17 protein-coding genes and 2 pseudogenes are annotated in these 20,392 nt (G+C 58.4%); 10 read left to right on the forward strand and 9 right to left on the reverse strand.

Annotated features, from left to right (window positions below):
- Positions 1 to 3: 3 nt before the first annotated feature.
- Complete coding sequence (gene trpS, locus I6I72_RS04140; protein WP_049147302.1) at positions 4 to 1,023, reverse strand: tryptophan--tRNA ligase; 1,020 nt, start codon at positions 1,021 to 1,023, stop codon at positions 4 to 6.
- Between the two features lie 100 nt (positions 1,024 to 1,123).
- Positions 1,124 to 1,345 (reverse strand): hypothetical protein, encoded by a 222-nt coding sequence (locus I6I72_RS04145; protein WP_236081487.1) that lies wholly within the window; start codon positions 1,343 to 1,345, stop codon positions 1,124 to 1,126.
- Between the two features lie 584 nt (positions 1,346 to 1,929).
- On the opposite strand from I6I72_RS04145, the pseudogene I6I72_RS13875 reads away from it, so the two are divergent.
- Both I6I72_RS13875 and I6I72_RS04150 read left to right on the forward strand, forming a co-directional pair.
- A pseudogene (locus I6I72_RS13875) lies at positions 1,930 to 2,287 on the forward strand (transposase).
- Between the two features lie 3 nt (positions 2,288 to 2,290).
- The gene (locus I6I72_RS04150; protein WP_149721342.1) at positions 2,291 to 3,211 is read left to right on the forward strand and encodes an IS3 family transposase; all 921 of its coding nucleotides are present in this window, start codon (positions 2,291 to 2,293) and stop codon (positions 3,209 to 3,211) included.
- Between the two features lie 446 nt (positions 3,212 to 3,657).
- Here I6I72_RS04150 and I6I72_RS04155 read toward each other — a convergent pair whose 3' ends face one another.
- The 3 genes from I6I72_RS04155 to I6I72_RS04165 all read right to left on the reverse strand — a co-directional run bounded on the left by I6I72_RS04155 (position 3,658) and on the right by I6I72_RS04165 (position 6,105).
- Positions 3,658 to 3,849, reverse strand: a complete 192-nt coding sequence (locus I6I72_RS04155; protein WP_049147434.1) for a hypothetical protein — start codon at positions 3,847 to 3,849, stop codon at positions 3,658 to 3,660.
- Between the two features lie 55 nt (positions 3,850 to 3,904).
- Positions 3,905 to 4,828: an exodeoxyribonuclease III gene (locus I6I72_RS04160; RefSeq protein ID WP_049159394.1), complete on the reverse strand. Its 924-nt coding sequence runs from the start codon at positions 4,826 to 4,828 to the stop codon at positions 3,905 to 3,907.
- A gap of 68 nt (positions 4,829 to 4,896) precedes the next feature.
- Positions 4,897 to 6,105 carry an MFS transporter gene (locus I6I72_RS04165; protein ID WP_129721115.1) on the reverse strand — a complete coding sequence of 403 codons (1,209 nt, stop codon included), beginning with the start codon at positions 6,103 to 6,105 and terminating at the stop codon, positions 4,897 to 4,899.
- Between the two features lie 240 nt (positions 6,106 to 6,345).
- On the opposite strand from I6I72_RS04165, the gene I6I72_RS04170 reads away from it, so the two are divergent.
- The 6 genes from I6I72_RS04170 to I6I72_RS04195 all read left to right on the forward strand — a co-directional run bounded on the left by I6I72_RS04170 (position 6,346) and on the right by I6I72_RS04195 (position 13,366).
- Positions 6,346 to 7,401: an iron-siderophore ABC transporter substrate-binding protein gene (locus I6I72_RS04170; protein WP_070508943.1), complete on the forward strand. Its 1,056-nt coding sequence runs from the start codon at positions 6,346 to 6,348 to the stop codon at positions 7,399 to 7,401.
- Between the two features lie 77 nt (positions 7,402 to 7,478).
- Entirely contained in the window at positions 7,479 to 8,399 is a 921-nt protein-coding gene (locus I6I72_RS04175) for a FecCD family ABC transporter permease (RefSeq protein ID WP_168712970.1), read from the forward strand.
- Positions 8,399 to 9,433, forward strand: coding sequence for a FecCD family ABC transporter permease (locus tag I6I72_RS04180; RefSeq protein ID WP_049064178.1), 1,035 nt, complete (start codon positions 8,399 to 8,401; stop codon positions 9,431 to 9,433). The genes I6I72_RS04175 and I6I72_RS04180 overlap by 1 nt, the downstream gene beginning before the upstream one ends.
- Before the next feature lie 7 nt (positions 9,434 to 9,440).
- On the forward strand, positions 9,441 to 10,241 hold the full coding sequence (locus tag I6I72_RS04185; RefSeq protein WP_070508944.1) for an ABC transporter ATP-binding protein: 801 nt from the start codon (positions 9,441 to 9,443) through the stop codon (positions 10,239 to 10,241).
- Entirely contained in the window at positions 10,241 to 11,125 is an 885-nt protein-coding gene (locus I6I72_RS04190) for a siderophore-interacting protein (protein WP_070508946.1), read from the forward strand. Before I6I72_RS04185 ends, I6I72_RS04190 begins: the two co-directional genes overlap by 1 nt.
- Before the next feature lie 69 nt (positions 11,126 to 11,194).
- Positions 11,195 to 13,366, forward strand: coding sequence for an NADP-dependent isocitrate dehydrogenase (locus tag I6I72_RS04195; protein ID WP_201807516.1), 2,172 nt, complete (start codon positions 11,195 to 11,197; stop codon positions 13,364 to 13,366).
- Positions 13,367 to 13,740: 374 nt separating this feature from the next.
- Here the strand turns inward: I6I72_RS04195 and I6I72_RS04200 are convergent, their stop codons facing one another.
- From I6I72_RS04200 to I6I72_RS04215, 4 genes are all read right to left on the reverse strand, one after another.
- Entirely contained in the window at positions 13,741 to 14,439 is a 699-nt protein-coding gene (locus I6I72_RS04200) for a helix-turn-helix domain-containing protein (RefSeq protein WP_129721108.1), read from the reverse strand.
- A gap of 68 nt (positions 14,440 to 14,507) precedes the next feature.
- Positions 14,508 to 15,122 carry a heme ABC exporter ATP-binding protein CcmA gene (ccmA, locus tag I6I72_RS04205; protein ID WP_201807520.1) on the reverse strand — a complete coding sequence of 205 codons (615 nt, stop codon included), beginning with the start codon at positions 15,120 to 15,122 and terminating at the stop codon, positions 14,508 to 14,510.
- Entirely contained in the window at positions 15,119 to 17,107 is a 1,989-nt protein-coding gene (locus I6I72_RS04210; protein ID WP_049063530.1) for a hypothetical protein, read from the reverse strand. Before I6I72_RS04210 ends, ccmA begins: the two co-directional genes overlap by 4 nt.
- Positions 17,108 to 17,110: 3 nt before the next feature.
- Positions 17,111 to 17,404 (reverse strand): lactococcin 972 family bacteriocin, encoded by a 294-nt coding sequence (locus I6I72_RS04215; protein ID WP_080969947.1) that lies wholly within the window; start codon positions 17,402 to 17,404, stop codon positions 17,111 to 17,113.
- A gap of 577 nt (positions 17,405 to 17,981) precedes the next feature.
- Here I6I72_RS04215 and I6I72_RS04220 point away from each other — a divergent pair.
- Together I6I72_RS04220 and I6I72_RS04225 are read left to right on the forward strand one after the other, a co-directional pair.
- Positions 17,982 to 18,491: pseudogene (locus tag I6I72_RS04220) on the forward strand (NADP-dependent isocitrate dehydrogenase); the annotation flags it as partial.
- A 180-nt stretch (positions 18,492 to 18,671) separates the two neighbouring features.
- On the forward strand, positions 18,672 to 20,150 hold the full coding sequence (locus I6I72_RS04225) for an RNA-binding domain-containing protein (protein ID WP_080972422.1): 1,479 nt from the start codon (positions 18,672 to 18,674) through the stop codon (positions 20,148 to 20,150).
- The last annotated feature ends 242 nt before the right edge of the window (positions 20,151 to 20,392 follow it).

Below are 20,392 nucleotides of genomic sequence, written 5' to 3' on the forward strand. Positions count from 1 at the left end.
AGATTACTTACGCAGGCGGGGGAGGAAACCAACCGCCTTGTAGACCTTTTCCACGAGCGGTTCCGCAACCTCAGAAGCTCGCTCAGCGCCCTGCGCAAGCAGTCGCTCCAGCTCACCGCGGTCAGCCATGAGCTCGTCATAGCGTGCCTTGAGCGGCGCGGTGAAGGCCTCCAGAGCATCGGCGGTGTCCACCTTCAGGTGGCCGTAGCCCTTGCCCTCGTACTTGGCCACAACGTCGTCGATCTTCTCACCCGTCAGCGCGGACTGGATGGCCAAAAGGTTGGACACGCCCGGCTGTGTCTCGCGGTCGAAAGCCACCACACCAAGGTCATCGGTCACAGCGGACTTGATGCGCTTGGCCGAGGTCTTCGGCTCATCGAGCAGGTTGATGATGCCCTTCGGGTTGGCGCCCGACTTCGACATCTTGGCAGTCGGCTCCTGCAGGTCATAAATCTTGGCCGAGTCCTCCGGAATGAACGGCTCCGGAACGCGGAACGTCTCGCCGTACTTATTGTTGAAACGCTCCGCGAGGTTGCGGGTCAGCTCCAAGTGCTGACGCTGGTCCTCACCCACCGGCACGTAATGCGGGGAGTACAAGAGGATATCCGCCGCCATGAGCATCGGGTAAGTAAACAGACCAACAGTGGTGCGGTCAGTACCCTGTTTAGCGGACTTGTCCTTGAACTGCGTCATGCGGGAGGCCTCACCAAAGCCGGTCAGGCACTGCAGGACCCAGGTCAACTCAGTGTGGGCCGGGACGTGGGACTGCACGAACAGCGTGGACTTCTCAGGGTCAATGCCCAGTGCGATGAGCTGTGCGGCACCAGCAACGGTACGGTTGCGCAGCTCCTCTGGGTTCTGCTCCACGGTGATGGCGTGCAGGTCCGGGATGAAGTAAAACGCGTCATAATCGTTCTGCAGATCAATCCACTGCTTGAGCGCTCCCAAGTAGTTTCCCAGGTGGTAGGAATCTGCCGTGGGTTGAATACCGGAAAGTACGCGGGAGATGTTCTGCTCAGTCATGGTTGACTAGTCTACCCTCGTGGCACGCCTGCCAAGTGGTTGGCTGCGCCAAGGTGCTGCACGGCATCATCGATGATGGAAACCAAGCGCACTCCCCTACTCACGTGCGGAGTCCAGTTGGTGTCGACGATGTCGTCGAGAGCAGCGTCGGAAAGCGTGGCGCAATAGTCGCCCGCGCCTCCTCCGGGATCTGCCCATAGCCCATTGAATCCGGCAGCGCGATGTCAAAGCGCTCCCATGCCTCGGGCTCACCAATCAGGGCAGCGAGCTGAATGTCCGCCATGCGGCCGGAATGCCACAGCAACCAAGCAGTCGTTCTCATAGAGAGCCACAGCATCGCGTCTGAACTGTTCGGAGTACCTGGACATGATGGTAGATTACCTTTCTTCCCAACCCAACCGGGCTGGATATCAGGTGTCTACCTAACGGGGGCCAGGTCCAGAAGGCCTTGAAGAAAAAGCCCACCAGCAGACAACAGTTCGAAGATCTTGTAGTCATTGTCTACAACATGAGAAACAGGTGCTCTCACCACGAATCAATCGTCCACCAACGCAATATCCCCCGTGAAGTCGCACATCTCAACGCCGTTGACAACGCCATCCACATGGTGGCGAGTTTCATTGATCCTCGCGCCGCGACATGGATCAAAGGCAATTCCCGGGTCCCCACTGTACGAGCACAACGACCTTAGTCGTCTGCCGCAACACTGAGGTAGGAAATTAGGAATGTCATCGACGTTGGTGTGTAGCTGGGAGTCGTCGGCATCGAACGTGACGCTATCGTCCTCGACGATTCAGGCGACTACCGTAAACTCTCTGAAAGCAAGCAAGCTGAAGTCGACGTCCATAACAACAACGCCGGGCGCCTGACAAGCGAAATGGCTGCGTTGGAAAAAATCCGTATGAAGTGCCCCAGGTTTTGTTCCGTTTGAGTAGATGGGAAAATTTGGAACATGCCGAGAAAATTTGATCAGGATGCGAAGGACCGTGTGGTCCGTCTCGTGGAAGACCGCATCCTGGCGGAGAACATTTCCATGCAGGCAGCCTGCAAGATCGTGGCACCCAAACTGGGCGTTTCGTGGCACACGGCGAGGCAATGGACGCAGGCTGCTCGTCGCGAAGGACGTGTGGTGGAATCAATGCCTGAGGACCTTGCTGCAGAAAACGCACGGTTGCGTCGAGAAAATCAAGAGCTGCGAGACACCAACGAGTTGTTAAAAGCCGCCTCAGCTTTTTTCGCATCCGAACTCGACCCAAAACGTTAAGAAATGATCCGATTCATCGATGAGCATCGGAATCGTTTCTCAGTCGAGTTCATCTGCCAGACGTTAAACACGCATCGCGAAGGCGGCTTCCTTACTTCGCGTGGATACCGCCAATCCAAGGCCCGGGGCTTAAGTGCCCGCGCTCTTCGCGACGCTGCCCTCGTGGAGCATATTCGCGACGTTCATGCTGAAAATTACGGCGTCTACGGCGTGCGGAAAATGTGGCGCGTGCTGCAACGCCAGGGCATTGACATTGGCCGCGAGCACACAGCCCGGCTGATGCGCAGCGCTGGCCTGTCTGGCAAGGGCAAAGGTGGGGAACCAATCACAACGCGCAAACCCAAAGACCCGGATCTTCGCCCTGACTTGGTCAATCGTGATTTTAAGGCCCCTGGCCCTAATCGGCTGTGGGTAGCGGACATTACCTACGTGCGCACCAGGAAAGGCTTTGTGTACACCGCGTTCGTGACCGATGTGTGCTCCCGGAGGATCGTCGGATGGGCGCTGTCGGATTCGATGCGCACCGAAGCCTTACCGCTGCAGGCGCTCAACCAGGCAATCGTGTGTGCCAAGGAAACAACGGGCTTGATTCACCATTCAGACCACGGCTTGCAATATGTGAGTATTGTCTACAACGAGCGCCTGGCTGAGCACGGAATTACTGCGTCTACCGGCACTGTTGGTGATTCCTACGACAATGCTTTGGCTGAGAATGTCAACGGCTCCTACAAGAACGAACTGATCCATGGGCGCTCGTGGAACGATGTCGTCGACGTAGAAATCGCCACGTTCGAGTGGGTGAATTGGTGGAATGAATCACGGCTTCACCAGAGCTTGGGCTACCGCACGCCGGCTGAAATAGAAACCGATTTTTGGGAACACCACCCCAGTCAAGGAATAATGGAAATCAAGGCAAATGCCTAGGAACAAAACCCGGGGCACTTCAATACGGTTTGGCGCAGAACCAAAGTCCCCCGTAAATGAGTTCTATACGACCATCAGTTATTTATCCTATTTGGGTATGCGTGACACAATCGCGGTCCTTATCTTAGGTCTCAAATTCCGCTTTTGAATCGAGTAAATGAAGGCACTCCCGCTGGTGGGAGTGCGCTTTTCTATTTATTAGACTTCTGTCGTTTAGACGTAGAAACTGCGGGCAGTGACGCATTCTCGGAAACATATGTTTAGTCATATAGCAGGCTTCATGGGGGTACAGAAGGTGATATACGACTACACAGTCTTTCGGCCGCATGCCCTTCTGTCCCTTCGTCTTCTCATAAAAATCCCCACTAGGCAGCGTCTGTTCTCTCAGACGAACCTAATGGGGAGACACTCACCTACGGGTGAGTGCTTTAGCAGCAAATGCAAGCTTAGAGCTTGCGAGAAGTCGGCGCGTGAACGTCGAGCATAACTGCCCAACCAGCGACCATGAACGCGCCGCCGACGCCCTGGAGGATGATCGGAGCCAGGAATGCGAAGGACGGACCGACGATGGTCCACCACCAGATACCCAGGCCGAGCAGTACGGCGCCGAGCACGAAGTAAATAATTGCGCGGGTCATGAGGTTCTCCGTTTTAAGAATCTAAGATTTTGAGACTCACACAGCTTAGCACCGTCTAGCGGTACTGCACCAGCAAAGGCGAGTGATCCGACCAGCGCTGTTCCACCGTGGGCGCCTTTTCGACCCAGGTTTTCTCCGCGCGCTCCAGCATTGACTTGGTGGCAGCCTGGTAGTCGATGCGCCAGCCAGCGTCGTTATTAAACGCTTGGCCGCGGTAGGTCCACCAGGTGTACGGACCGTCGGCATCGGGGGCAAGGCGCCTGGCGACGTCGTACCACTGCACGGCGTCCTCCCCCGGAACGCGGGCTGACCAGTCGGTCTTCGTGGCGTAGTCGATCACGCCGAGGTAGTCCCCAAGGCCCTTCTTCTCCTGTGGCAGCTCATCCGGGAAGGAGCCAAACACATGGTCCATGAACGCACGCTCCTCAGGCAGGTGGCCGGACTTCTTCTCATTGGACTTGTTGTTCTTGAGATCCTGCGCTCGGTGACAGATGTTCCAGTCGCCACCGATAACGGCCTGCGGATAAGTCGCGGCCAAGTCGGCGAGGACCTCCGAGAACTCGTCGAGGAAGAGGTACTTCTCGTCCTGCTTCGGGGAATCAGTATCGCCAGACGGCAGGTACAGGGAGGCCACGCGTACCGGGCCGCCCTCGGCGTCGACAGTCGCGGCGATGAAGCGACCGGACTCGGAGAAGGACCCGAAGCCAACTGAGACGTCGCTCAGCGGCGTGCGCGAAAGAATGCCCACGCCCGCGCGGCCCTTCGCGGCGGACTCGGCCTGGACCAAGTGCCAGCCGGCCTCAAGAGCGGGCGCGAGTGCCTTCTGGGTTTCCTTCGGATTCGCGCGAACTTCTTGCATGAGGACCACGTCGGCGGTGGTCTCCTCGAGCCAGACATTCATTCCCGGGTTATTTTCATTGCGCTGCTTGCAGGCGGCGCGGATGCCGTTGACGTTGACGCTCGCAATAGTAAAAGTCATGCGCGCTAGTCTACTTGCGCGCAAAAGGAACAAGACCACCGCCGTCGTGCCCCACCGTGTGCTGGGTGTTAGCTCTGCTCGATGATCTTTACATGCACGCCGCTACGCTTGGCGGTGACCTGGGAAACGATCCACACGATGATGCCCAGCGAGGCGAGGACGACGCCCACCAGGGAGGTGGCGTTGTAGTTGAAACCGGCGCCCACCACGAGGCCACCGAGGGCCGCACCCATGGCGTTGGCAATATTGAGCGCGGACTGGTTCAGCGCGGAGGCGAGGGTCTGGGCGTCGCCAGCAACGATCATGAGGCGCAGCTGCAGCGACGGGATGAGGACCGCGCCGAAGAAGGCGAGGAAGCCGAACGCGATGGTCGCTAGCCAGAGATTGTGCGCGCCGAAGTAGAACACCAGGGACGTCGCCACGAGGAATACGAGGGCGAAAAGGATGGAGTATTCGGTGTTGCGGTCAGACAGCGCGCCGCCGACGCCGTTGCCAATGGTCATGCCGATGCCATAAACCATGAGCACTGCCCAGGTCCAGCGATCCGGCATTCCGGCGACTTCGGTCATGGTCCATGTGATGTAGGTGTAGACCGCGAACATGCCGCCGAATCCGACGATGCCCATGATGACCGACAGCCAAACCTGCAGGTTTTTCAGCGCGCCGAGCTCGGTGGAGATGTCAGTGGACGGCATCTCCGTCATGTGCGGGAAGAGGAAGTATAGCAAGACCATCGTTGCCAGCGCGAGGTTGACCACGAGGAAGTAGGCAGAGTGCCAGCCCAGGTTCTGGCCGAGTGCCTGGGCCGCGGGAACGCCCATAACAGTGGCCACGGCCAGGCCCATGCCGATGGCAGCCATTGCCTTACCGCGACCGCCCTTCGGCGCCATGGCGGCGGCGGACAGGTTGGCCACGGAGAAGTACGCGCCGTGCGGCAGACCTGCAATGAAGCGAGCGGCCAGCAGCGTGGCGTAGTTCGGTGCCAAGGCGGTGAGCAGGTTGCCCACGAGGAGGAAGCCGATGAGCAAGATGATGAGGCGGCGGCGCGGCAGCTTGCCCGTCACGGCTGAGATAACGGGAGCGCCGACGACGACGCCGATGGCGTAGACGGTGATTAGCGTCGAGGCGGTGTCTTCCGTAATGCCAAAGTCACCCGCGATGAGCGGCAGCAGACCCATGGAGACGAACTCCGTGGTGCCGATGGAAAAGGCACCCAGCGCCAGGGCGAGCGTGACGAGGGTGCGGCGGGTCGACGAGATTTCAGTTTGGCGGGGCACGCGCGGTTGGTCGGCGCGGTCGGGATTGTTTTGGGAGCTTAAGGAGACAGAATTCACGAGCGGAGACCTTAGCGCGCGGGAGGGATTCTTCGTAAGCCAAGGCCACCCAAATGTGCTTTTCCCACATCATGATGGGTTTATGTCGAACATCACAAAGACCAAATTACGCAACATGGGTGTTGTGTATATAGTCTTGCCTAAGTTAGAAAAGCTATACCTACTCTTCAAAGGAGTTCCCTAGTGCGAGCACAACGCATCATCGCCACCGTCGCGGCAGCGGCCACCATCTTCACTTTGGCAGCCTGCTCCTCGGACAGCTCTTCCACTGGAGAGAACAACTCCGCGTCGTCGTCTAACTCCGCGGACTCCGCCGCATTCCCGGTGACCATCAAGCACGCGTTCGGCGAGACCACCATCGAGAAGGCACCAGAGCGCGTGGCTACCGTGGGTTGGGCTAACCACGAGGTTCCTTTGGCGCTGGGCGTTGTCCCAGTGGGCATGTCCAAGACCACGTGGGGAGACGATGACAACAACGGCGTCTTGCCGTGGACCGAGGAGAAGCTAAAGGAGCTCGGCGCGGAAACTCCGGTCCTCTTTGATGAGACCGACGGCATCCCGTTCGAGCAGGTCGCTGACACCCAGCCGGACGTCATCCTCGCTTCCTACTCCGGTCTGACGCAGGAGGACTACGACACCCTGTCCAAGATTGCCCCGGTCGTGGCCTACCCGGACGTCCCGTGGACGACCTCCCTCGAGGACATGATTGAGATGAACGCTGAGGCCATCGGCAAGAAGGACGAGGGCGAAAAGCTCATCGAGGATCTCGATGCCCAAACCGAGAAGGCCCTGGACAAGTACCCGGCTCTCAAGGACAAGAAGGTCCTGTTCACCGCCTTCGGCGGCACCACCGATGCTTCCAAGATCGGCTTCTACACCACCGACGACCCACGCATGGGCTTCCTAGCCGAGCATGGCCTGGGCACCCCGGACATCGTGGAAAAGAACTCCGAGAACGCCGAGCAGTTCTGGGTCGAGGTCTCCGCTGAGAAGCCAGAAGAGTTCAACGACGTTGACCTCATCGTGGCCTACTCCACCGGAAACGCCGACGATGACAAGAAGACCCTCGAGGAGCTGCAGAAGGATCCGCTCAAGGGCAAGATCCCGGCAGTTCAGAAGGGCAACGTGGTCTTCCTCGAGAACGGCCCGCTGGGCGCTTCGGCGAACCAGTCCCCGCTGTCTATTCCGTGGGGCATCGACAAGTACTTCGAGCAGCTGAACTCCGGTCTGCAGGCTTAAATCACGTGGCGGCCAAGAAAATCGCCGTCATCATCGGACTCTTAGCCGCCACCGCTCTCGCAGTGGTGGCTTCGGTCATGTTTGGCGTGCGCACAATTTCCCCTTCCGACGCCCTCTCGGCCCTCGGCGGTTCGACCGCGACAGCCAGTGAGGCCGCCGCATATTTGCGTGTCCCACGCACCGTGTTGTCGCTCTTCGTCGGTGCCGCGCTCGCCATGTCCGGAACCACGTTCCAGGCCATGACCCGCAACCCGCTCGCCGACCCTGGCATCTTCGGTGTCCTCTCCGGCGCCGCGCTGGCCGTCGTGGTGGGCATCGCGTTCTTCGGGCTCTCTCGCCCCGTGCCCACGATGATCGTGGCGATTATCGGCTCCTTCGCTGCCGCCTCCTTCGTCTACGTCGTCGGCTCCCTAGGCCGCGGCGGCGCCACGCCGCTCAAGCTCGCACTCTCAGGCGCTGCCACGGCCGCCGCGTGTTCCAGCATGGTCAGCGCCGTGCTGCTCCCGCGCACCGACGTCATGGACAAGTTCCGTTTCTGGCAAATCGGCTCCGTCGGTGGCGCGCAGTGGTCCCAAATTAGTATGGCCGTGCCGTTCCTCGTCATCGGCCTCATCATTGTCCTGGCCTGCGCCACGGGACTTAACGCACTTGCGCTTGGCGACGACGTCGCTACCGGCCTCGGCATCAACGTTGTGCGTACGCGCTTGCTCTCCGCCGTGGGCGCGGTCATTCTGTGCGGTACTGCCACCGCGATTGCCGGCCCCATCGCTTTCGTAGGCCTCATCGTCCCCCACGTCATGCGCCTAGTGCTCGGCACCGACCACCGCCTGCTGCTGCCCATGACCGGCCTGGCCGGCGCCTTCCTGTTGGTGGCGGCGGACACGGTGGGGCGCGTCGTCGCCAAGCCGAGCGAGGTCGCCGTGGGCATCCTCACCCCACTTCTAGGCGCACCGCTGTTCATCTGGATTGTCCGCCGAACCAAGGTGCGTGATCTCTAATGCCGAATCAAACCTCCTCGGCCTCCACCTCCGCGACGCTGCAACAGCAACGCCACGCCCGCGCGCGTTCCTTTGCCTGGCGCCTGAGCGTGCTCGCCGTCATCATCGTGGTTTTGTGGGCCACCAGCCTCATGGTGGGCGAGACCTTCTATGGTCCGGGCAAGGTGATTCGTGTTGTTTTCGGTGAGACCGTCCCCGGCGCGTCCTTTACGGTCGGCGACCTGCGCCTGCCGCGTGCCACCGTAGCCGTCGCCGCGGGCATCGCTTTCGGTATCGCCGGCGTGACTTTCCAGACCATGCTGCGCAACCAGCTGGCCTCTCCCGATATCATCGGTATCTCCTCCGGTGCCTCCGCCGCGGGCATCACGGCGATTGTGTTTTATAACGTCTCCCAGACCACCGTGTCTTTGGTGTCGCTGGTGTGCTCGCTGACGATCGCCGCGCTGATTTACCTGCTGTCGCTGAAGTCTGGTTTCACCGGCACGCGCCTTATCCTCATCGGCATTGGTATGTCGGCGATTCTGCAGGCGTGGACCAACTTCGTGCTGTCGAAGGCCCCGTCCTACGACCTGCCTACGGCCACACGTTGGATCACGGGCTCGCTCAACACCATGTCCTGGGAGCGCGGCCTGCCACTTCTTCTTACGGTGCTGGTCATCGCGCCCGTCATGATTTTCTTGGGTCACCAGCTCAACGTTTTGCGGCTTGGCGACGACCTCGCCGTCGGCCTTGGCCTGCGGCTCAACGTTGTGCGTGTTTCGGCCATCGTGGGCGCGGTAATCCTCATTGCGGTGGCCACGGCGTCGACGGGCCCGATTGCCTTCGTGGCATTCATGGCCGGGCCAATTGCCACCCGCCTGTTTAAGGCTGGCCCCTCCATGATCGCCCCTGCCGGTGCGGTGGGCGCCATCCTGGTGCTCGTCGCTGACATGGCTGGTCAATACTTCTTTGGTACCCGCTACCCCGTCGGCGTCATCACCGGCGTGCTCGGTGCGCCATTCCTTATTTACTTGCTCACTCGCTCGAATCGTTAGGACTGTCATGCACAAACCTGCTCAGCTCACCGCGAAGGACATCTCCCTCGGATACGGCGAGCGCGACATCATCACCGGGCTCAGCGTCGACATCGCACCCGGCAAGGTGACCTCCATCGTGGGCCCCAACGGCTGCGGCAAGTCCACTTTGCTGCGCTCGCTGTCCCGCCTGCTCAAGCCCACCGGCGGCGAGATTTTCCTCGACGGCAAAGCCATCTCCGAGATTCCCACCAAACAGCTGGCCACCTCGCTGGGCCTACTGCCGCAGTCTCCCATCGCCCCGGACGGCATCGTGGTGGCGGACCTCGTGGGCCGCGGCCGCACCCCACACCAGGGGCTGCTCGGCCGCTGGAGCCAGGAAGACTACGACATCGTGCAGGAATCCATGGAGATGACCGGGGTGGCTGAACTCGCGGAGCGCTCCATCGACGAACTCTCCGGCGGCCAGCGCCAGCGCGTGTGGATCGCCATGGCACTCGCCCAGCGCACCGACATCCTGCTGCTCGACGAGCCCACCACCTACCTCGACATCAAACACCAGCTCGAGGTCCTCGACCTGCTCGTCGAACTCAACGAGACCCACGGCACCACCATCGCCATGGTCATTCACGACCTCAACCTGGCCGCCCGCTATTCTGACGAACTCATCGCGGTCTCAAACGGCAACGTCTACGCCCAGGGAAGCCCCCAAGACGTCATGACGCAGCAAACGGTCAAGGACGTCTTCGGCGTGGACTCCGTCATCGTCGAAGACCCAGTCTCGGGGCTTCCGGCCGTCATGCCCATTGGTAAGAGAAAGGTAAAGTAATGCCCTACCAGCCATTCCGCGCCACTGTCTTGGACTCTGTGCACATCTCCCCCAGCTTCCAACGAGTACGCCTCACCGGCCTGACAGAGATGGGGCCCTCCGGCGTCATCCGTGACCTGCGCATTAAGCTCATCATCCCCGGCGCCCACGGCCTGCCGGAGCTTCCCGCCACGGAGGACTGGTACGCCGCTTGGCAGCAGCTCGATCCGGCCACCCGTGGCGCACTTCGCACCTACTCCGTGCGCGAGCTCGACCGCGAACGCGGCATCCTCACTATCGACTTCGTGCTGCATACCGCGCCTGGTGAAACGGGCCCGGCATCCATGTGGGCGTCGACAGCCGCACCGGGCGATGAAATCTACGTCATCGCCCCACACTCCGACGACGAATCCGGCCCCGGCATCGAGTTCCAGCCCGGCGAGGCCCGCGAGGTCCATGTCTTTGGCGACGAGACCGCCCTGCCTGCCATCGCCCGCATCCTCGACGAGTGGCCCGACGGGCTTAGCGGCAGCGTGCACATCGCGGTGCCCTACTTCCAGGACGCGCAGCCCCTCGCCGCTCCTGCCGGCGTCACCATCGAGTTCCTCCCGCACGATGGCAACGCCACGCTTATCGACGCCCTCTCCTCCCTCACCGGCGCCGACCCCGTCCCAGACACCCCACAACAGGCCACCCCTGAGCGCGAAGTTCTCTGGGAGACCCCAGGCTTTTCTGCTTCAGGCGAAGAGCTCGGCACCCGTGCCGCGGACGGTGCGTATTGGTGGATAGCGGGCGAAAGCGGCGTCGTCAAGCGCATGCGTCGCATGCTGGTCAAGGAGGCAGGCGTGCCGCGCTCGGCGGTGTCCTTCATGGGCTATTGGAAGCGTGGGGTCTCTGAGGGGTAATTGCCCGCACAGCTGTAACAAGACAGGTATCCTGTTAGGTTGAAACATTTTCGAACTATTAGGAGAAACATGTCTAAGATCATCTGGACCCGCACGGACGAAGCTCCGCTGCTCGCCACCTACTCTTTCAAGCCGGTCGTTGAGGCTTTTGCCTCCACCGCGGACATCGAGGTTGAGACCCGCGATATCTCCCTGGCTGGCCGTATCCTGGCTCAGTTCCCAGAGCGCTTGGGTGAGAAGAAGGTCGAAGACGCACTGGCTCAACTCGGCGAGCTGGCTAAGACCCCGGAAGCAAACATCATCAAGCTTCCGAACATCTCCGCTTCCCTGGTACAGCTGAAGAAGGCTATCGCCGAGCTGCAGGCTGACGGTTTCGACATTCCGGATTACGAGGACGCTCCGGAGAAGTACGCCGTTGTTACCGGTTCCGCTGTGAACCCGGTTCTGCGCGAGGGCAACTCCGACCGCCGCGCACCGATTGCTGTGAAGAACTTCGCTAAGAAGTACCCGCACAAGATGGGCGCTTGGACCGCTGATTCCAAGACCAACGTTGCCACCATGTCTGATAACGACTTCCGCCACAACGAGAAGTCCGTCATCATGCCGGCTGATGACACCCTGACCATCAAGCTCAATGACACCGTCCTGCTCGAGGGCCTCAAGGTTCTCAAGGGCGAGGTTATCGACGGCACCTTTATCTCCGCCAAGGCTCTCGACGAGTTCCTTAAGGCTCAGGTGGCTCGCGCTAAGGAAGAGGGCGTTCTCTTCTCTGCTCACCTGAAGGCCACCATGATGAAGGTCTCCGACCCAATCATCTTCGGCCACGTGGTCCGCGCGTTCTTCGCAGATGTTTATGACAAGTACGGAGAGGAGCTGCTCGCAGCTGGTCTCAACGGTGAGAACGGCCTCGGCGCTATCTACGAGGGCCTGAAGTCCCTCGAGAATGGCGAGGAGATCAAGGCTGCTTTCGACGCCGCCCTGGAAAACGGCCCGGACCTGGCTATGGTGAACTCCGCTAAGGGCATCACCAACCTGCACGTTCCTTCCGACGTCATCATCGACGCTTCCATGCCGGCCATGATCCGCACCTCCGGCCACATGTGGAACAAGAACAACGAGGAACAGGACACCCTCGCTGTTATCCCGGATTCCTCCTACGCTGGCGTTTACCAGGCTGTTATCGAGGACTGCAAGGCTAATGGCGCATTCGATCCGTCCACCATGGGTACCGTTCCAAACGTCGGCCTGATGGCTCAGAAAGCTGAGGAGTATGGCTCCCACAACAAGACCTTCAAGGTTCCGGAGAACGGCACCGTGCAGGTGACTAACTCCGCTGGCGACGTCCTCATCGAGCACGACGTCGAGGCTGGCGACATCTGGCGCGCATGCCAGACCAAGGACGCTCCGATCCAGGACTGGGTCAAGCTGGCTGTTAACCGCGCACGCCTGTCCGGTATGAAGACCATCTTCTGGCTGGACCCAGAGCGCGGTCACGACGCCAACCTCATCACCCTGGTGGAGAAGTACCTGAAGGATCACGACACCGAGGGCTTGGACATCTCCATCGCTTCCCCGGTTGAGGCAACCAAGATCTCCATCGAGCGCATCCGTAAGGGCGAGGACACCATCTCCGTCACCGGTAACGTGCTGCGTGACTACAACACCGACCTCTTCCCGATTCTCGAGCTCGGCACCTCCGCAAAGATGCTGTCTGTGGTTCCGCTGATGGCTGGCGGCGGCCTCTTCGAGACCGGTGCAGGCGGCTCCGCTCCGAAGCACGTGCAGCAGGTTGAGGAAGAAAACCACCTGCGTTGGGACTCCCTGGGTGAGTTCCTCGCTCTGGCTGAGTCCTTCCGCCACGAGCTCAACGCTCACGGCAACGCTAAGGCAGGCGTGCTTGCCGACGCCCTCGACAAGGCCACCGAGACCCTCCTCGACGAGGGCAACTCCCCGTCCCGCAAGGTCGGCGAGAACGACAACCGTGGTTCTCACTTCCACCTGACCCTGAACTGGGCCAAGGAGCTGGCTGCACAGACCGACGACGCTGAGCTGGCTGAGACCTTCAAGCCGGTTGCTGAGGCTCTCGAGGCTAAGAAGGACGAGATCGTCAAGGGACTGCTCGACGTTCAGGGTTCCCCTGCTGACCTGGGCGGCTACTACGCACCGGACGAGGACAAGCTCTCCGCTGTCATGCGCCCGGTTGCTGCCTTCAACGAAATCATTGATGGCCTGAAGAAGTAAGCGCTCGGTTGACTGTCTGGGCCGTTGGCCTGGGCTGTCGATGCTAGTTAGCCGGCTGGCCCGGGGTGCCATACCCTGGGCCAGCCGGTTTTTGTTTGGCCGGGCTGGGATCCCCTTTGCCCAGCCCAGTCTCGTCCTCCATCCCCAAAAGCTACCCCTTCCCGAACTCACTGGGTGATGCCCACGCGCCACAGAGCGACTGCGCATTCTAATGGCACAGGGGGTGACGCTCGATGAACTGAACTAATTCTGCCGCCGCTGCTGCCTTTTCGAGGCTTGGATACAGATAGTTTCATTGAAGCACCGTTTTGCGACATCAGATCAAATAGACGTAAGGCATAAGTTTCCACAAGCTTGATCCAGAACATGCACATTCAAACATAAATGGATTGTTTAGCTAACGCGCTGCGCCGGTTGCATCCGAATATCCCGAACAATTGCCCGATGAGTTTTCCCACCATCTTTTCGGAAGTGCCAAGTGCCGCCGCGATGTCCCTGTCGGACAACACACCGTCGCGCAGGCATTGCATCACCCGAGTTTGGAAAGGCGTGAGATTTTGAGCCCGAAGAACTGTGGATACAGGGAGCTGGTGGTCAAGCATCAATCCGCGATCGAGGTAGGTGAGCCTCATTTCAAGATCAGTTTTGAAATTCTCGGTAGGTTGTTCACAGATGAAGTAGGCATTAGCCCCTGCTTCGATCGCGCTAAAAAGCGTTCGTACGGTGTGCATGGAGCGCTCAACAAAGTACAATATTGGTGGCGATCCACTCTTCTCTGGAGAAGTACTCACCTCGTCATTTTCGACTTCGAATACATCACAGTGTGTAGTACCGATTTCATGCGAAGACGTTACTGCGATAGCTGTTGCCCTGACCATATCTGCAATTGTTTTCGAGTAGACCTCATCGGTACCAGCACCTTTGACTATTAACCGCTTTGACTTAGCAAACATACATGCAGCAAGTACCGGAACGGACGTACTCTTCACGGATCCACCGCCGAAATCCAGAATGTTGATATCCTTGAGACTGTTAATGCACCCCATTTCGGCCCATCCGAAGCAATCTGTCAAAGCTTCCGTTATGTTGTAATCCGCCCCAATGAAAAGGCATGGCTTCCCAGCTATATTCTTCCGCCACATCAGAGCCCAAACACCACATCTGAACTATTCGCAATATATGCAGAATGGGTGGCCACGACGACCACTGCACCACCCTGAGCAAATTGACGTAGATATTTAAGAACGAGTTGCGCGTTTGCTTCATCGAGGGCCCCGGTCGGTTCATCAGCTAACACAATCTTCGGCTGCGCGAGAATGAGTCTCATCAAAGCAATGCGCTGTTGCTCGCCACCAGAAAGCTCACTCACCGTTCGCTTTTCAGTCCCTCCAAGCCCAACTTCAGTCAGCGCCGCTGCCATCGTCTCGCGGGAGACGCGGGGGACAGCAATCTTGATATTCTCCATAACAGAGAGATCGGGTACCAAACCATAGTCTTGAAACAGGTACCCGACGTTTGCTCGCCGAAATCTGCGACGTGCGCCCGGATTCATAGATGCGATGTCGAGCCCTTCGAACTCGATCGTTCCCGAATCCGGCGTAGTCAGTCCGCCTAACATATTGAGCAAGGTTGTTTTGCCACTGCCGGAGGGCCCTGTGAGCGCCGTGATTTGTCCTGCCTTAAAGGTGGCCGAGAAAGCTTGCAAAACCGTCCGCTCGCCAAATCCGCAGGATACTTCGCTTACCTGAATTGTCATTGCGGTTCCACTCCTCCTCTTGCATCCCACTGTGAAGCAGCTCTAAGCATTAGCACCATAGAAACCAAAAACCATACTGCGCTGAAACCCACGACTGCGACGATGGTCAATGGTGACCATTGATTTTCAAACCCGATACTCCAGGTTGAGGGCGCGCGGCTCTCAGCTTGAACCTGATGATCGCGGACCATATACAGCAGCCAGCCAATTGTCGCTACGAAAAATACAACCTCAAAAGCTACTGCTTCTTTTGCAACCCACCAAGGGCTTCGCCCACAAACATAGGCAACGTGGATTTTGCGCCGGTAGGTAACTCGAAAAGTAAGGACCGTGGCTCCGACCAAGACCGTCACAAGCAGGACTACCGCAAAGCCATTCAGCCCCCACAGAGCCACATTCTGCTCGGCGGCGCGAATACTCGACTGCCATGAGTCCTCGCGCGGCCTGAAGAAAGCAAGCGTATTCCCAGTAGCACCCTTCAACATTTGCGAAGGCACATCAGGGGAGGCAGTGAGAAGGACTTGCTGGGATACCTTCGACATCAAGTTGTGGTCCCCCAACGGGGCAAGACCCCGTGGAAGGATGACGAGAATCGGGTTATCTATTTGCGGACGGTAATCAACATCGTAAGTGAATACCGAGCCCAAGCTGCATCCGTCCCGCCACTCTATGTCGGGTGCTGGTTCATTGGTATAACTAGCCTCGAACTTTAACGTATCCTCGATCACGTTTGTCGACTGCAGAGACAGCTTTCCCGGTGAGCAGACCGTCACAACAGTGCCATCCAACATCGACGCTCCCGCCTGTCGCGCGAATTCCTGGTTCACTAATAGAACTGGTGCCTCTAGTTCTACGGGCCATGTAATCCAATACGGGTCAACGAGGAGAATGTCTCCTGCCTCGTCGGCAGCCCGAAATGGCGCTGCGGCCTCTCTACCTGACCAATCTTCGAAGGCTGTGTTAACGTTCAACGCCAGCTCTTGCTGCCCACGGTGTGCATCCCACGCCCCCTGCAAGCGATGACGCGCCTCAAGCTCCGCTGAAAACCCGACCAGGGTTGCAACCACACTGAGCGCAGCAACCAGGGACACGCCGCGGACAACGGTCAGGGAGTAGAGAATTGGCCGCGCGTGGATCTTGCCCTTGACGGATTGGGGTATCGATGTCCTGCGAACCAGAAACTGGCCACCCAGGTAACCAATGAGCAAACATGCAGACAGAATCAAGCTAATCGTGAAATAAATTCTCCAAAACACCCAGCCTTCCGCCCACCCGTTGTAGGCATAAAGCAGACCTGCAACGAGCAGTGGGGCCACGAGGTAAGCAAGCACAAGTGTGATGCTCTGTCGCTTGATTTCAATACTGGTCGTTTCTGCGACGCTGAGCCCTAGTAGTCGATGAACACCAACCTCACGTGAGCGGGCAAGAACATGGCCTGCGCTGAGAACCAGACACAGGAGGACAGACAAGATCAGCAGAATAGGGATAGTCGAAGATGCAAAGATTTCCGTGAAATACCTGGTAAGAGGCACCGCGTCAAGCCCCTGCTCATCTAACCACCGTAGCAAGTGCTGCTCGTCCGCCGCCGACCCTTTGATATGGAGAGGTTGTCTCGGATCAGAGTATGGAAAGTCTTCCAGCGGATAAAATATGTCAACTTCCCCCCGTTCAAAGCGAGGCCGTTCCATCCGGCCACCGTCAGGCGGAAGCGAGGACGAGTAGACTCGTTGCTCACCACCTGAGACAGCGAGCGACGAGTAGTTAATCGCGATGTCGAAGTCATTATTTCGCGCAAACTCGGCCAGCTCGGAATAGAAACTCACTCGCTCCGAAGCGACGCGATCTGACTCCACCTGAACCCCGTACTCACCCAAGTGACCATCGATCGTTGAGTAAAGCCTCGCGCCGAGGAAAGCCACAGTAGTCGCCAGAATAGCCGTGGCGAATATCCCCACGGCTAATAGGCTTGATCTCAGAAAGGACATGTTCTAGCAATGACGGTAGAAGGACTCATTGCCAAGTCCCTTACGCGGAGCAGTGGCGCGTGACCAGACGTTCTTGTTCACACAGCCACTATCTGACCGAAACTTCCCCACAGCTGTAGATCCATGTCGAACGCCGTTATGAAAGTAGTGGGACCACACTGTGGAAGAATCACTGCCGTAATCCCAGGTTCCTCCGTCAATGCTGACAATCGTCGCCCCAGCGACACCCGTGCCGGCAAAGGTCAACACACCCGCCAAAACTGCACCAGTGATGCGGTTTCGATTTTGAATCTTCATGGTTTCTCCCTTCGATAGGTATTCAACGGCGGAGGGACTTCCGCCGTATGGCAATTATCAAACTCAGGTTTGTGTTGCACAAGTAGGAAAACCTACCTTTGTGATTTGCAACACTATCGAATATCAATTTTCGCCGGCTTTGAGGCTTCCCAGGCACGGTGCAGCGACGACTGCCCACGCATGGTTGCGTCCCTTAGCGCGGGTTACTGCCCTCACAATTACCCATTGGAACATCCCTTCATCATCGAACGGTCTTACTGATCGTCATCTACTTTCTGGGCCCTTCCCGAAAACTCAAGTCCCGAACCTCGCTCACGGCCAAAATGGGCCGCCAATACGGACTACTTCCCAAAACCGAACCGGGCCTCCTATCGCAGATCAGTCGCACGCTTATCCCTGGGCCCGTGCGCTCAAAATCTTTCTTGCTTCGTAACCGGGAAAGGGTACCAAAACAGCCCGAAAACCACTCCAAAAACTCTCCTAACCGGAGAAACGTTTTCTTGCCTCTTTCTTGCTTCTTGGGCGGGTTCCAGGGGATCCGCCTCGCGCCCTCGAAAACCTACCCCGCGTTGCGCAGCGCGGCGGCCTGTTCGAGACCGGTGCCGGCGGCTCCGCTCCGAAGCACGTCCAGCAGGTGCAGAAGGAGAACCACCTGCGCTGGGATTCCCTCGGTGAGTTCCTCGCTCTGGCTGAGTCCTTCCGCCACGAGCACAACACCAACGGCAACGCCAAGGCAGGTGTCCTGGCCGCAGCGTTGGACAAGGCCACCGAGACCCTGCTGGATGAGGGCAAGTCCCCGTCCCGCAAGGTGGGCGAGAACGACAACCGCGGCTCCCACTTCTTCCTGACCCTCAACTGGGCCAAGGAGCTGGCTGCACAGACTGACGACGCCGAGCTGGCCGAGGCCTTCAAGCCGGTCGCTGAGGCCCTCGAGGCCAAGGCAGGCGAGATTGAGCAGGCGCTTCTCGACGTCCAGGGCTCCCCCGTCGACCTCGGCGGCTACTACGCCCCGAACGAGGAGAAGCTCAACCAGACCATGCGCCCGGTTGCTGCCTTCAACGAAATCATTGATGGCCTGAAGAAGTAATTCGGCGCTAGGCGCTTAACAAAAGACCGCTTCGTCTCCTCCCTGGAGTTCGAGGCGGTCTTTTCTTGCTTCATTAGCCGCAAACCGGCCCGAAGCCACAGATTCGGGCGCTATTTTTACCCGTTGAGCTGCGAAGACTTTTTCTTGACTGTTTCTTGCTTCTCGCGCATACTTTTACTCATGACTCCCATCAATTCTGCGCCTGAGGAACAACTTGTAGCCCGCGTGAAACGGTTTATAGCGCTTCCGGCTGAGCTACCGTGGATCGAGTTCAAGGTAAACAAGCTGTCCTCCGGCGCGGAGATTGCAAAGTATGCCTGCGCCTTGGGAAATTCGGCACGCCTGCACGATGAACCAGCGGGATACCTCATATGGGGAGTAAACGATGACCACGCTGTCGTTGGGACGTCGTTTGACTGGCAACGCGCAAAGGGGAAAGGCAACGAAGACCTACTCCCCTGGCTCAACCGCGTCATTAGTCCAGCACCTGATGTGACATTCGACGAGGTAACCGTTGATGGACACCTTGTTGTACTTCTGCGTATACCAGCTGCCTTGTCTTCCCCGTATTCTTTCGATGAAAAACGTTATTTTCGCAAGGGCAGCTATGTCAAGAATCTCATGGATTTTCTCAATGAGGAACGTCAGCTCTGGCAGAAGCTCAATCAGTTCGAATTCGAAAACACTGTAGTTGCTGAGAACCTTGAGCTCGAATCAATCACCGAACTTCTTGATCCCGAAGCCTTCTTCCTCAACCGACCAGAGCTTCCTCGCACGACCGGCGATGCCCTGATCGATACGCTACGAACCGCTAAGGCCATCTCCTACTCACACGAGCAAGGCTGGCATATTCCGGCGTGGTCTGCGCTCATGTACGCACGTTCCCTGCAGGACTTTCCAGAGCTGCGCGAGCGTGCTCCCCGCGTCACGCATTTCAAAGGCACCTCGCGCACCGAAGTAGAACGAGAATGGGAATTCACCGAAGGTTATGCGTCTTCCTTCACCCACATAGTCACGCTCTTCAACACCATTCGCCCAGGCGGCGAACATATTGATTCCAGCGGCAAGCGCGTGGTAACTCCACTGCTACCAACGGTGGCCTTCCGCGAGGTCCTAGCAAATGCGCTCATGCACCAGGATCTCGAGCAGCGCGGCCGGTTCTTGACCGTGGAGATTTTCAGCGATCGGGTCGAAGTAACCAACCCAGGGACCCCGCTTATCGACCCCCAACGGTTCATTGACTCGGCGTCCACCACACGCAATACTCATCTCGGTGAAGCTTTACGTTTGGCACATCTTGTCGAACAACGCGGAAGTGGCTGGGATAAAATCGTCTCTTCACTCGAAGCTGACCACTTCCCGCCGGCTCTCGTCCGCGCCAACGGAAGTACCACCGTCTCCCTCAGCGCCTACCGCCCCTTTGCGCTGATGACCATGGAAGAAAAGACCCAAGCCGTCTATCAACACTCTTGCCTTCGCTTCCTCGAGAACCTTCCCGTTAACAATTCGTCGATCCGTCAGCGCTTCGGGCTGAAAGACTCGCAAGCGGCTCAGGCCACTCGCCTGCTTGCTGCCACCGTCGAGGAAGGACTCATCCACCCTTACGATCCCAGCGCAGGCCCGCGGTCATTGCGTTATGTTCCATTCTGGAGCAATTAGGAACCGCTTTCTTGCTTCATAAGCCGCAAACTGGCTCAAAACGGCGCCTTTCGATACCGTTTTCACCCGTTGAGCTGCGATAACCTTTTCTTGACTGTTTCTTGCTTCTTAAGCCTGATATCGAGCAGATCCCCATCCTGCGGCACCGAAAACGTCAACTATTTAAAAAGTTTTTCAATCCGCGGGAACCGAGAAGCCATCACCTCCGACTAGTAGTGCAGTTGATATCAGCGCCTGTCCAT

Source organism: Corynebacterium striatum (assembly GCF_016728105.1).
Classification (GTDB): Bacteria; Actinomycetota; Actinomycetes; order Mycobacteriales; family Mycobacteriaceae; genus Corynebacterium; species Corynebacterium striatum.